Annotated in this window: 14 protein-coding genes and 1 tRNA gene; 6 read left to right on the top strand and 9 right to left on the bottom strand. The window is 61.8% G+C overall.

Translation table 11 applies throughout. The features are described from left to right. Positions 1-28 precede the first annotated feature (28 nt). Positions 29-862, bottom strand: a complete 834-nt coding sequence (locus tag C8D77_RS20585) for an urease accessory protein UreD (RefSeq protein WP_109667128.1) — start codon at positions 860-862, stop codon at positions 29-31. 215 nt (positions 863-1077) lie between these two features. Here C8D77_RS20585 and C8D77_RS20580 point away from each other — a divergent pair, with 215 nt between their 5' ends. Further along, on the top strand, positions 1078-1332 hold the full coding sequence (locus C8D77_RS20580; RefSeq protein WP_013528393.1) for an acyl carrier protein: 255 nt from the start codon (positions 1078-1080) through the stop codon (positions 1330-1332). A 5-nt stretch (positions 1333-1337) separates the two neighbouring features. Continuing rightward, complete coding sequence (locus C8D77_RS20575; protein WP_109667126.1) at positions 1338-2546, top strand: beta-ketoacyl-[acyl-carrier-protein] synthase family protein; 1209 nt, start codon at positions 1338-1340, stop codon at positions 2544-2546. A 116-nt stretch (positions 2547-2662) separates the two neighbouring features. Here C8D77_RS20575 and C8D77_RS20570 read toward each other — a convergent pair whose 3' ends face one another. Beyond that, positions 2663-3265, bottom strand: a complete 603-nt coding sequence (locus C8D77_RS20570) for a sulfotransferase family protein (protein WP_109667124.1) — start codon at positions 3263-3265, stop codon at positions 2663-2665. A 33-nt stretch (positions 3266-3298) separates the two neighbouring features. Continuing rightward, positions 3299-4201 (bottom strand): VOC family protein, encoded by a 903-nt coding sequence (locus C8D77_RS20565; protein WP_109667121.1) that lies wholly within the window; start codon positions 4199-4201, stop codon positions 3299-3301. 357 nt (positions 4202-4558) lie between these two features. Here C8D77_RS20565 and C8D77_RS20560 point away from each other — a divergent pair, with 357 nt between their 5' ends. Next, positions 4559-5272 carry a glutathione S-transferase family protein gene (locus C8D77_RS20560; protein ID WP_109667119.1) on the top strand — a complete coding sequence of 238 codons (714 nt, stop codon included), beginning with the start codon at positions 4559-4561 and terminating at the stop codon, positions 5270-5272. 17 nt (positions 5273-5289) lie between these two features. Here C8D77_RS20560 and C8D77_RS20555 read toward each other — a convergent pair whose 3' ends face one another. The 3 genes from C8D77_RS20555 to C8D77_RS20545 all read right to left on the bottom strand — a co-directional run bounded on the left by C8D77_RS20555 (position 5290) and on the right by C8D77_RS20545 (position 7555). Continuing rightward, a complete protein-coding gene (locus C8D77_RS20555) occupies positions 5290-5637 on the bottom strand; it encodes a hypothetical protein (RefSeq protein ID WP_109667117.1) in 348 nt (115 codons plus the stop codon). An 86-nt stretch (positions 5638-5723) separates the two neighbouring features. Next, entirely contained in the window at positions 5724-6344 is a 621-nt protein-coding gene (locus C8D77_RS20550; protein ID WP_109667115.1) for a nucleoside triphosphate hydrolase, read from the bottom strand. A gap of 110 nt (positions 6345-6454) precedes the next feature. Continuing rightward, complete coding sequence (locus C8D77_RS20545; RefSeq protein WP_109667113.1) at positions 6455-7555, bottom strand: hypothetical protein; 1101 nt, start codon at positions 7553-7555, stop codon at positions 6455-6457. Between the two features lie 237 nt (positions 7556-7792). On the opposite strand from C8D77_RS20545, the gene C8D77_RS20540 reads away from it, so the two are divergent. From C8D77_RS20540 to C8D77_RS20525, 3 genes are all read left to right on the top strand, one after another. Further along, positions 7793-8683 carry a D-alanyl-D-alanine carboxypeptidase family protein gene (locus tag C8D77_RS20540; protein WP_109667110.1) on the top strand — a complete coding sequence of 297 codons (891 nt, stop codon included), beginning with the start codon at positions 7793-7795 and terminating at the stop codon, positions 8681-8683. Positions 8684-9307: 624 nt separating this feature from the next. Then, positions 9308-10228: a DUF1003 domain-containing protein gene (locus C8D77_RS20530; RefSeq protein ID WP_109667108.1), complete on the top strand. Its 921-nt coding sequence runs from the start codon at positions 9308-9310 to the stop codon at positions 10226-10228. A gap of 131 nt (positions 10229-10359) precedes the next feature. Beyond that, a tRNA-Arg gene (locus C8D77_RS20525) sits at positions 10360-10436 on the top strand. A 343-nt stretch (positions 10437-10779) separates the two neighbouring features. Here the strand turns inward: C8D77_RS20525 and C8D77_RS20520 are convergent. The 3 genes from C8D77_RS20520 to C8D77_RS20510 form a co-directional block, all read right to left on the bottom strand. Beyond that, positions 10780-11301: a HEPN domain-containing protein gene (locus C8D77_RS20520; RefSeq protein ID WP_109667106.1), complete on the bottom strand. Its 522-nt coding sequence runs from the start codon at positions 11299-11301 to the stop codon at positions 10780-10782. Beyond that, positions 11298-11621, bottom strand: a complete 324-nt coding sequence (locus C8D77_RS39085; RefSeq protein ID WP_425453748.1) for a nucleotidyltransferase domain-containing protein — start codon at positions 11619-11621, stop codon at positions 11298-11300. Before C8D77_RS39085 ends, C8D77_RS20520 begins: the two co-directional genes overlap by 4 nt. Before the next feature lie 185 nt (positions 11622-11806). Next, a complete protein-coding gene (locus C8D77_RS20510) occupies positions 11807-12742 on the bottom strand; it encodes a pentapeptide repeat-containing protein (protein ID WP_109667101.1) in 936 nt (311 codons plus the stop codon). Positions 12743-12757: the final 15 nt, after the last annotated feature.

The following is a 12757-nucleotide window of genomic DNA, read 5'->3' as shown; positions in this document are numbered from 1 at the left end:
GCGTTTTCCCAAGCTGGTAGCGACAGGCCTACAGTGACCATAATTTGGGCAACCCCGCTCTTCCGTTGAGCAATTCGACGAGTGGAACCAGCCGTTGGCGCAGCTGGTAGCCATCCCCAGCGTAGAGCCTCGCAAGAAGCTTGCCAGATTTCTTCACGCTCCAGACACTGGCGCTGCCGTGGTCGCCGACGATCGCCAGAACCGGATCGAGCAGGGCTTCGGCCCGCGGCGACACCAAAAGCAGCGTCGCCATCGCGATCGCGCCACCGGCAATCGCCGGGCGATCGAGCGTGGCGGCGATATCGGGTCCGATGCGGAAATCCTCGGCATGAATGAGGGAGCCATCATGGCGCACACGCCAGCGGTCGTGGAAATTCCCCTGCGTGGCGCGTTCGCCCATCGCCAGGCGGCCGAAGACTGCGGCTTCCAGCACCAGCGCCTCGGCGCCGACGGCAAGCTCGACGTCGAGCGTGCGGGCAAAGGCCGCCCGATCGAAGACGATGGTTTCCTGCGGCAGCCAGGCGATGCGGCCGTTTTCACCGACCGACAGATTGACCCGCACTTCGGCACGGTCGGATGCCGCTCGGTAGATCTTCTCGCAGGCCTGGGTCGTGATCGACGCCGAAGCAGCCGCGCCGACATCGACGTCCCAGGCGATACGGTCGCCGCCGGTCATCCCGCCGGCGGTGTTGATCAGCACCGCTTCGAGCGGATCGGCCGAGACAGAAGGCATCCTTATCTTGGCGGCACCGTCCTGATAGAGGCGCCGCAGGCGCGTGCGACCCTCACTGAGAGCGCAGGAAAGCCGCGCCACGCCCGCAACGCGCTGCGTCGAAATCCCGCCATGTTCAACCGTATCCATGCCTGCACGTTAAGCACTCCGGCGGCTTTGTCGACCTGGAGTTCGATATAGCTTGTTGCTTGACAACGTTTCGGTTTCTATAGAGGGAACCACCTTGGTACGGTCATGCAGCGCTTGGCGGGGGTATAAAACGACGACGGCGGCTTGATACCAGGAGAAAAAGGGGCGCTGCTCAGTTGGCGTCGGGAAACGTGACATAGTGGGGAAGAAACCGAATGGCCGACCAGCTGGCAACGGATATCATCGCGAAGATCAAGGCTCATGCCGAGCCGGGCGGCGAAGAAATCACCACCACCACCGAATTGACCTCGCTTGGTATCCATTCGCTCGAGCTGACGGAGATCATCTTCGATCTTGAGGAAGAGTATGGCATCGAGATCGAGATGAACACGGTCGACGCCTGGAGCAATCTGAAGAATGTCGGCGATATGGTCGAAGCCGTCCGCGCGCTGATCGCGAAAAAAGCCTGACCTGAATGCGGCAGCGCGTCGTCATCACCGGCATGGGCGGCATTTGCGGGCTCGGCACCAGCGCGCCTGCGATCTGGAACGAGATGCGCGCCGGCCGCTCGGCCATCGGCCAGATCACAAGTCCGCAGCTGCATGACCTGAAGGTCAAGGTCGGCTGCGAAATCAAGACACTTCCCGATCACGGCATCGACCGCAAGCAGACCGTGTCGATGGACCGCTTCAGCCTGTTGGCGACGATCGCAGCCAGGGAAGCCATGCAGCAGTCCGGCCTGGTTTCGAATGAGGCCACCACCTATCGGATGGGCACCGTCGTCGGTGTCGGCGTCTGCGGCTGGGAGGCGATCGAAGAAAGCTATCGGGCTATCCTGATCGAGGGCAAGAATCGCGCCGGCATCTTCACCGTGCCAAAGGTGATGCCAAGTGCGGCCTCCGGCCACGTCAGCATGAATCTCGGCCTGCGCGGCCCGGTCTTCGGCGTCACCTCGGCCTGCTCGTCGTCCAACCACGCCATCACCTCGGCCGTCGACCAGATCAGGCTCGGCCGTGCCGACGTCATGGTCGCCGGCGGCACCGATGCGCCACTGGTCTGGGGTATCCTGAAGGGCTGGGAAGCCTTGCGCGTGCTGGCGCCCGACACCTGCCGGCCATTTTCGGCCGATCGCCAGGGCCTGTCGCTCGGCGAGGGCGCCGGCATGGCGGTGCTGGAGACCTATGAGCACGCCATGGCGCGCGGCGCCACCATCCTTGCCGAAATTGCCGGCGCCGGCCTCTCCGCCGACGCGTCCGACATCGTCGCGCCGACCATCGACGGACCAACGGCCGCCATGCGTGCCTGCCTGGCCGACGCCGGGTTCAATCCCGAGGATGTCGACTATCTCAATGCCCACGGCACCGGCACCAAGGCCAACGACCAGATCGAGACGGCGGCGATCAAGCGCGTCTTCGGCGACCATGCCTACAAGCTTTCCATGTCATCGACCAAGTCGATGCACGCCCATTGCCTCGGCGCATCGGGCGCGCTTGAGATGATCGCCTGCGTGAATGCGATCCGCGAAGGCATCGTGCCGCCGACCGCCAATTTCCGCGAACCCGACCCGGATTGCGACCTCGACGTCACGCCGAATGTGGCGCGCGAGCGCAAGGTGCGCACCGCGATCAGCAACGGCTTCGCGTTCGGCGGCACCAATGCGGTGCTGGCCTTCAAGGCTGTCTGATCCCAGGCGATCCTGACCGGACCCGTGGTTACACCTGACTGATATTGCGGCTAGTTGGACGAGGCGTAACGGTCGCGTGCAGAACGTCCGCCAAGCGACCTTGCAGGACGATCAAATTAGTTCTGTGCAAGAGCCGACTGAAAGTCCTTGGTGTTATTCCGATTGGGATAGGGCTGGTCCGGCACTGGCACGCCAAGATGCAGGCAGAGCGGCTCCCATCCGTCTCCCAGATTGTGGACCAGCAGCCGACCTGACGGCACTGTCGCAACGACCGCCCTTACATTGGCTTCGTAGACGGCCATGGCATTGGCGCGATCGTGCGGCCGGCTGTCGAAGACCTGCCTGGAGATCAAGGCAAGACCCAGCGATTCCTGATCCGTGCTCTGGCTGATGCCCGCCAGGATCGTGTTCTCGAAGCTTGTCCACCAGCTTTCCGGCGATCGGTATGTCAGGATGACCCGGGCGTCCGGATAGAACTCAATCAGGTCACGCCAATAGTGCGCCGAGGGCCAGTCGATGCAGGACGCGTAGCCCGCAAACAGCTGGTTCCAGTCTGGTGCCGCGCCCTTCGCCAGCGCACGCCAAAGCCGCTTCTGGTCGTCATTGGCCATGACTTCGAACATGTGGTGACAGGGACCGAAGCCAAGGATCGCCAGCGCCTCGCGCATCGAGTCCGTTCCTGTCCGGCCAAAGCCCGTTCCGATTACCCTTATCACCATTGTCCCTCCTGGCTCAGGCCCACAGCCGTCACGTCAATCGCTTGCGAGCACCACCCGCAGGCGGTTTCCCTCGGGATCGGAGAGGTCCAGCACCCCGTTTATTTGCAGCGAGGGCACGTGCGCATCGTCGAGACGTCGCGCGATGGCCGAGAGGTCTTCCTGGGTAGGAAGCACGATGGTAAAATGCTCGAGACCTGCCGCGCCGAGCGGTGGCTCTTTCAACTCGTCGCGAGCCCAGATGTTGAATGCCACCATGTGTGGGCGTTCCCCGGTGCCGCAGTCGAACAGGCCAAACGTTGCAGACTGGATATGTGGCTTGAAGCCAAGCACGCCGAGGTAGAACGCCATCAACGTTTCGGGCGACCGCGCACGCATATGAATGTGGCCGATGAAGCTGTCCGCCGCCAGCGGAACCTTGACACGGTCCGCCGTGCCAAGCTCCTGCAGCAATCGATCGATATCCAGAGGTTCGAGGCCGGAATGCCTTGTGCCGTCCTTGGCGACAAGCGAAACACCGCCGCCAGCCGTCTCTTCCCTGGAGGCGAGGCGCCCGGGCGTGTCGAAGCAGATCTCGATCCCGTTGCCTGATGGATCGGAAACGTACAAGGATTCCGAGATCAGATGATCCTGGGCGCCGTGCCTCAGGCCTGAGGCACGCAGCCGGGCTGCGACCCGGGCCAATTCCTTGCGTGTCGTGACATGAATGGCGACATGAAACAGATCGCGGGACTTTGGCGGCAGGACGGTTGTTGCTCCAGCGTGCAACACGATAAGGGTCTTGCCGTCGACGCCGAGTTCGACGATCCTGCTGTCCCTGGTCAGCGTCGAGAGGCCGATGGCGTCACGCCAGACCGGCAAAGCGGCTGGAATGTCGACGACGCGCAGATGAACCGGCCCGAGACGGGTGGCGTTGGCCAGAGTTTCTTGCCTCGTCATCGGCCGTTGTCTCCCTGCGGCGCTGGAACATTAGCGACCAAAGATATGCCTGTCTTGCGCATAATTCGGGTCGACCTCGCCAGGGGTAGCCGGCCGTTGCCGCCCCTGTTGTCACTTGGATGTCCGACGGGCAATCCATGACATGGTGGACCCGTCCGCGGGTAGTTTGACGCGCCGACTGCCGCCGCGTTGATGGCCATCGCGAGAGGCGTGCTGCCATACCCACAAATTCCCGCGACTGTACGTGCACGGCGAAACTGCTGCTGGCATATTGATCAGAATCGGCTGCCCCCCTAATTCTGCGTGAACCCGCCAAATCGCGTCGCTCGACGCCAAATCCCCATTCAGGAGTTTCCCATGGCCGACCTGTCCGCCTTTCCGATCGCAACACGCTGGCCGGCCAAGCATCCGGACCAGATCCAGCTTTATTCGGCGACAACGCCGAACGGCGTGAAGATATCGATTGCCCTGGAAGAGCTCGGCCTGCCCTACGAGCCGCATTGGGTCAACATCGGCCAGAACGAAAGCTGGACGCCGGAATTCCTGTCGCTCAATCCCAACGGCAAGATACCGGCGATCATCGATCCGAACGGTCCCGACGGCAAGCCGATCGGCCTGTTCGAATCCGGCGCTATCCTGCTCTACCTCGCCGAAAAGACCGGTCTGCTCATGCCCGTCGACGCCGCGCGTCGCTACGAGACCATCCAGTGGGTGTTCTTCCAGATGGCCTCGATCGGGCCGATGTTCGGCCAGGTCGGTTTCTTCCACAAATTCGCCGGCCGCGAGATCGCCGACAAGCGCCCGCTGGAGCGCTATCGCGATGAATCAAAGCGGCTGCTCGGTGTGCTCGACATCAGGCTGAAGGGCCGCAAATGGATCATGGGCAATGACTACACCATCGCCGATATCTCGTTGCTCGGCTGGGTGCGCAACCTGATCGGCTTCTACGAAGCGCGCGAACTCGTCGGCTTCGACGATTTCACCAATGTGGGAACATGGCTGGAACGCGGTCTGGCGCGGCCAGCGGTGCAGAAAGGCCTGACCATACCCGCCAAGCCTGACGCAAGCTAGCTAGGCCTTGGAGAAGGCTACTTTGCCTTCGCCTTGGCTTTCGAGCCGCCCTTGCCGACCATGGAGGCTGCAAACGATGCGGTGCCCCTGGCGGCGATGACGACCGCGCCCGCAGCCACATTGGCTGCAGCCTTGACCGTGCGCATGGCGCTGCCCGAGATCGAGGCGTCAGCGCTCGCTGCCTTTTTGGGCTTTGCGGCTTTCAGCGCGGCTTTTGCCGCTGTCGGCACCACTTTCTTCGGCGCCGCCTTGCCAAAGGCCGGCTTGGCGTCCTTCGAACGGGCGGTGATCGCCGGGCCGGCGCCTGCCTTGGATTGGGTTGCCTTGCCCTTGGCGGGCGCGGGCTTTCTTGCCTTCTGTGCCATCGCACGGACTCCCTCTTTTGGCAGAATTGCCTTGTCGGCGATAACGGCCTGAAAGTCTTAAGGTTCCCCTTGCGCAATCCGTAGAATCAAGCGGAAAGGCCGATCACCAGATCGGCGGCACTGCGGCGGGCGAGCACGCGCTCGATGTTGGGCATGTCGTTGGAAGCGATCCAGGCGCGCGCATCCGCATCGGAGCGGCCGTGCCCGTGCCAGCGCTCAAGCAGGCGGCGCTCGAGCTCATTGCGCGGCACGTCGACGAAGATCGAGAAATCGAACAGCGGCGCCAGCCGCGACCACGGCTCTTCGTCGAGCAACAGGTAGTTGCCCTCGACCAGGATGAATTTGGTCTCGGTGGCGACGATCGAGGCGGCGGCGCGCGACAGCTCCACGTTGCGGTCGAAGACCGGGATGGCGATGTCGGGTTCGCCGGCCCGGATACGTTTCAGCAGGGCCTCAAAACCGGCAAAGTCGAAGGTTTCCGGCGCGCCCTTGCGCGCGCGCAGGCCGCGCCGCTCGAGCACGGCGTCGTCATAGTGGAAGCCGTCCATCGGCACGACTTCCGAAGCACCTTCGGGCAGCAGGTCATGCAGCCGCGCCGACAGCGTCGACTTGCCGGAGCCTGGCGGCCCGGCAATGGCGACGATGAAGCGGTTTGCCTTGCCGGCACGCTTGAAGATGGTGGCGGCGAGATGGGCGATTTCGGACATGACAGCCTCGCTGGCAGGAGCTTCAAATCCACCATGTTCCGCATGATGATTTCGGCCACATCTTGGCGGCAGTTCGTGGAAATTTCAAACCCTGCGCTCGCGCAATCCCATCAGGCGGCCGCGGGCCGACCGATGCGCAGGAAATCGCTGTCGAAGGGAACCTCCCGGGATGAGCCGCCGGCTGCCAGCCACATGCGGCCATCCGCCGTCGTGACCTCCCGCGGCGGCTCGCCGCCGGACAGCGGCATGGCGCCGATGACATGGCGAAAGGAAACGCTTTGGCCTTCGCCCAGCGCAAAAGCGGTCGCCATCCCTTCGCGCTTCAGCCAGTTGTCGCCGATCGAGGCGGCATGGCCGACGGCAGCGCGGCCGTCCTCGATGCCGAGTACGCCAAGGTGGCGGCCGCTCCAGGGTGCGTAGTCGCGCCCGCCATTGCTGAGCCACAGCATGGTGATCGGCAGCTCGGCGGGGTTCTTCAGCACCAGCACCAGGTCCTCTTCGGCCTGTCGCGCAAGCGCGGTCCAGCCCGGCCCGCCATGATCGGCCTCGACCAGGGTGATGAAATCCTCGCGGCGGTCGTCCATACGGTATTCCGTGAGATCAAGCGTGCCGCCGCCGGCGGCGGGAAAATGGCTGAGATCGGCGGAGCGTGCCGGATAGGCCAGCATGAAGCGGCCGCGTGCGGGATCCGGCTCCAGCGGATCGTCCAGCGTCGCGGCAAACCGCTTTGGCGAAAAGGCCAGCCTGCCGCCGCCCGTCATCGCCGTCATCGGGTGATGCGCGACCGAAATCGCGCCATGGCCGCCGGAAAACACATGCTCCTGGTAGAGGAAGGGATGGTCGTCGCGCAGCGTCAGGATCTTGTCGACGCTCGCGCCCATCACCTTGTGCCGCAGGCGGTAGATCGCGCGCCAGCCATCGCCAGTCGCAGCACTGTCGACGACATCCCAGGCGCTGTTGGCCGGCCAGCCATGCAGCGGCGCCTCCTCGACATCGCTGCGCGAAAACGGCGCACAGAGAAAATCGCCGGACAGCCGAACCGTGCCTTCCGGCAAATTGTCCGGCAGCGTCTCGTTCGCATCGACCCAGGGTGCGCGGTGCAGCGGCTTCAGCTGCCGCCCGCCACCCTCGACGGCCATGTCGGCGATGTGGCCGACCGTGAGGTCGAGCGAAACCGAAATACCCCTGGCCTTGATCATGCTGATGGTCATTGCGTTCTCACCGATTCTGCAGGCGCAAACAGAACCCGTTCGGCGGCGGTTGCGCAAGCACTGCGGCAGGCATTTTGCATCAAGGGTTGCCTTCACCCTCCCCCTTGTGGGGCGAGGAACCCAAGCGAGGGCATGACATTCCTTTGTATGACCGCCATTAACCAAATGGACGCAACAGCCGCGTTACGTTAGCTTCGCCTCATCTCAGCAACAGCCGACCCCAGAACAGACCTGCCCTTGTCCAACCTGCGTCCCCTTCCGCTCATCCAGAGAGTTTTTGCGGCACTCGCCCTGCTGGTGCTGCTTGCCGGCTGCACCACCACGACGCCGCCCGACAGCGTGCTGGCCGTGCCGGCGCCGGCGCAGAAATATGCCGCCATCGTCGTCGACGCCAGGACCGGCAAGCAGCTGTTCGAGGTCAACTCGACGGCGCAGCGCTACCCGGCCTCGCTGACCAAGATGATGACGCTCTATCTGCTGTTCGAGGCGCTGGAGGCCGGCCGCGTCACCAAGGAGACGCAGATCCCGGTTTCGGACCATGCCGCCTCGCAGCCGCCGACCAAGATGCGCTTCCGGCGCGGCGAGAGCATCGACGTCGATTCGGCGATCCGCGCCATCGTCGTCAAATCGGCCAACGACGTGGCGGTGGCGGTCGGCGAATATCTCGGCGGCAGTGAAGATCAGTTCGCCGCCATGATGACATCCAAGGCGCGCCAGCTTGGCATGACCAGCACCACCTTCCGCAACGCATCGGGCCTGCCCGACGACAGCCAGATGACCACGGCGCGCGACATGGCGGTGCTCGGCATGGCGCTGCATCAGCGCTTTCCCCAGCAGTTCCACTATTTCTCCGAAAGCGACTTCATGTTCCGCGGCAGGCTGGTGCGCGGCCACAACGACATGCTCGGCCGCGTGCGCGGCGTCGACGGCATCAAGACCGGCTACATCAGGGCGTCGGGCTTCAACATCGTCACCTCCTACAATGCCGACGGCCGCAACCTGATCGTCGTGGTGATGGGCGCCGACTCAGCCCGCCAGCGCAACGACCATGTCGAGGCGCTGATCCAGCGGAGTTTGTCGCCGGCCATGGACGGCACCAAGACAAGGCTGATGTTCGCCGAGCAGTAGTAGGCGGCACCGCGATTTGCGCCTGGCTTGCCCCGGCTGCCAGGGCAATCGATTCAGGTTTCGAACTCGCACCATCTCCCTTTTCGGGCGTTGATGCCGCCCCTCACCTGCCTGCCGGCATCCTCTCCCCGTATAGTGACGGGGAGAGGGGCGCTCTCGTCGCCGGTTTCGCCAATCATCAACGTTGCAAGAAGGACACCGTCGTTGCGGCCACCCCCTTCTCCCCGTCGCTATACGGGGAGAAGTACCCGGCAGGGCGATGAGGGGCGGCGCCGACCTCGACAATTGCCCGATGACGGCAACTATGCTATAAACTTGCGTATGGTGCTGATTTGCGCCAGTGACCCGCCGACCCGCCGCAAGGCGGGTTTTTTGTTGCCGGTGCCGTCCTTCCACAGACTCGGAGCAAGGAGCGAAGCAACGCAGCGCAGATCCCATGGTCTTCGCGACGGAGCGTCGCCCACGGATGACGACGATCTCCAATGCCTCACCGCGCCGCCGCCAGCCACATCGCCTCTTCGATCAAAACCACTTGTCCGGCCTGCGAAATCCGTGTCCCGCGCTGGCTATGCGCCGCCACCTCTGCTTATCGTCCTTCGCAGCACGACCACAGGAGCCCGCACCATGAGCACCGTCCCGAAAACACCCGAGCAGGCGGCAGAGAACGACAATGGCGGCGAATATTTCGAGGCGCCGATTGTCGGCGAGCACGAGGCCGATCCGGGTTCGGACGAGCAGCTCGAAACGCCCGATGTGCCGGACTCGGAGCCATCGGCGCCAGGCGCATCGCGCGGCAAGCCGAAGAAAAAACCGTCGGCGATATCGGGTCGCAAATTCCGCAAGCGCGATCTGGTGCGCATCGACACGCTGCGCCCGAGCCTCGCCGACCGCATCCACGCCGATCACCCGGATCTGCCGACCGGCGCCCGCATCAGCCGCGCCGAGCTCGGCCGCTACCGCATGCGCTACATGGAGGAGCTGCTGCAGCAGGAGCACGGCGAATTCTCCGAGCTCGACCGCCAGGTGGTCGAGAGCATCGCCAGGCAGGACACGATTTCCGAAAACTCAGAAGAAGAATTCGAGGAGCACCGCACCTTCGCCGACCGCGTCTCCGACAACATGGCGGCCTTCGGCGGCAGCTGGTGGTTCCTGATCTCGTTTGGCAGCGTGCTGCTGGTGTGGATCGGCATCAATTTGATCGCCGGCATGAGCAGCGCCTTCGACCCCTATCCCTTCATCCTGCTCAACCTGCTGCTCTCCTGCATCGCCGCCATCCAGGCGCCGATCATCATGATGAGCCAGCGGCGGCAGGAGTCCAAGGACCGCCTGCGCTCCTTCAACGACTACCGCGTCAACCTCAAGGCCGAGCTCGAAGTGCGCCATCTGCACGAAAAACTCGACTACCTCATCTCGCGCCAATGGACCCGCCTGGCCGAAATGCAGCAGATGCAGCTGGACGCAATGCACGAACTGGCGGGCGCGAAGAAGCCGAAGCGGGCCGTGCGGGGGCGGCGGACGGTGAAGAGCGAGGCGGCAACCTCATAGGCTGTAGCCTGGGCGCACCGGGCCAGGTCGCTGCGCCAATCGCCATTTGCCCGTTGAAGCCCGCGCCTGCTTCCGCTAAGAAGCCGTGACTTGCCGGTTCACCGGCTGGTTCGTTTTCCGGATTCCGGAAAGCACCCGTAGCTCAGCTGGATAGAGCGCTGCCCTCCGAAGGCAGAGGTCACAGGTTCGAATCCTGTCGGGTGCGCCATTTTTATACTGTGAAAACATGCGGTTAGCAAGGGCTTGCTTCGGCAAGAAGAGGTCGCGAAATACGTGGCGGAAGCACCACGGAAGCAATCGGCAGCGTGTTTAGGTTAGCCGTACATCGATTGCGATTGTGTCAGACCGCCCATTCCTTGCTAAGCCGATCACTGGTTGTGGCAATCACCAGGCGGGGTGCGGTGACGATTCTCTTCGAAATGGCAGTGTGGTCATGCCAACATGTCCAGATGCAGTTGGCCGATAGGGGCAAGTCCTCCGCAACAGCTGTGGCAGCCGACAGGATTCGAACCTGTGATACAAGAGAGGTGTAGCTACAGCTTGCTCCAACCTTATTGCTTCCAGACGGCCATCCAAGCATTCAGCAATTTTCGTGCTTCGGCGGTCATCTCGGCAGCCTCATTCTTCGAGGCGCCGTGCATACCGCTGTCCCAAACCCCTTGGTCATTGATGAAATAGTCGCTTTCAAGTCGTAGGTTTAGCGCACGATTGAGCATCATGGCACTTTCTTTGATTGGGGAGGTCGAAGCTTCAGCGAGCTTGATGTAGTGCCGAAGAACATGTTCATGACTCTTTGGGACGCTTTTGTGCTTTCCCACCCCACCAGACCGGAAGAGTGCAGCGACCGCCACAAAGTGCATGGCATAATATGCGGCATGAGCGCAGGCGTTTGGCGCCTTACCCCAAGGAGCCATCTCCTCAGCTTCCTTGAGGTGGATTACTGCCTTCTCGATCGCTTGCGACGCCTCCTCCTCCCGCTCGTCTTCCGTCAGCTCAACAATAGGTTCTCGTCGAGGCTTAGCAGGCTTTTTCTGTGCGGCCTGTTTCCAATTAGGTCCCCTTTTCTTTTTCACTGGATCACCACCCCGTCGCGAGCGATATTGCGCGCTACCGGAATGACGCTAGATAGGCTGACATCATTTGCGCAAATTGCGATTGGTCTGATTGGTGTCCCCACTCGCACAAAGCGGAAGGCAATGTCGGACAAAATTGGCCGCGCGCCGGCAATAGACGTCGCGGAGAAGAAGACTACCGCCACGTCATAGTCGCTTCCGGAGGTGGCCTCTCCTCGTGCTCTTGAGCCAAATAGCAGAACTCTGTCTAGTTGCCCCGGAAATGCCTGCTCCACGTCTTGCTTAAACGTTCGCAGCCGATTTGCCGAGGTTCGTGACACAAGCGAATCGAGCTTCAAAGGATCAGTCCTCACAACACAACATGCACGATAGCCCAATGCGATCACGGCTTACAGAGCACAAGGTTGCGAGACAGGGCGGGGATGAGACTGGCGTACCAGAAGAGAATCGAACTCCTACCGCAGATTCGTAGAGATTGTGACATGACGCCACCTTGCCCAATGAGCTAGGCTTTGGAAGATTCTTGCGTTTGGCCATCATCGAAATGGCATGTTTCTAGTCCCGTTGCACCGTCGAAAATTGCCTTCTCGATATTTTGGGCACCGCGAAAATCGGCATTCTGAAATCGCACTTTTTTGAAGCTGCAATTCGTTAGGTCTGCGCCATAAAAGGCCGGGTTGTAAATCCGAGCATAGATCGGTGAACCGTCTTCCGCTTCATCAACAAGCTCTTGCCAGTCGGCTTCATCTGCTATGACTTTTTCGACCGTCCACCTCAAAGAGGTTCCGTTGAATTTAGCATCGACAAGAGATGCACCCTGAAAAGCGCAGTCATTAAAAGTAGCCAACGACAAATCGCCGCTGCTGAAACAAACGTCGCTACAATCCACTCCGGTGAAGGCCACTGAATTTAGCTTAGCGAAGTTTTTCATTTCGTCGTCAAAGTAGAGACCATCCGAGATGACAGCGCCAGAGATAGAGCGGATGCCGTTACTGGAAAAGGAGAAATTAGTCAGCCGAGCGCCACGGAGGTCGATGTCTGTAAGGCTGAATCTAGCAAGCCCGCGTATCGCGGAACCTATGATACTATGCGCACGCGGATCATCAAACCTTTTCACGTCTTCGATACGTTCACGCAAACGGGTAATGTCATCGCTCCGACGACGAAATTGCTCATAAGCTCCGAATGTGAACACCACCACCACCACGTCGAAAAATCCCGCCGTGGTGTTTGTGGCTACGCCTTTCCAATACTCGTCCAACTGGTCGTAAACGTACCAGAAGAAAACTGCGATGCCGGCGGAAAGCACAAGAACAGTGAATGCCACAGTCCACCAACTTGAACCGATGGCAGTCACCGTCCTTCGCCAGTTCCAAGTCTTTCTTTTTGGCATGCGCACCTCCCCCGCCGATTTCAGCCGTCCGGTTGTCGCTGCGCTCATATCCCAACGCCGCCC

The sequence above is a fragment of the Mesorhizobium loti genome, from assembly GCF_003148495.1.
GTDB classification, from domain to species: Bacteria; Pseudomonadota; Alphaproteobacteria; order Rhizobiales; family Rhizobiaceae; genus Mesorhizobium; species Mesorhizobium loti.
The sequence above is the reverse complement of the archived record's forward strand: the minus strand, read 5'-3'. Positions and strand labels throughout refer to the sequence as shown.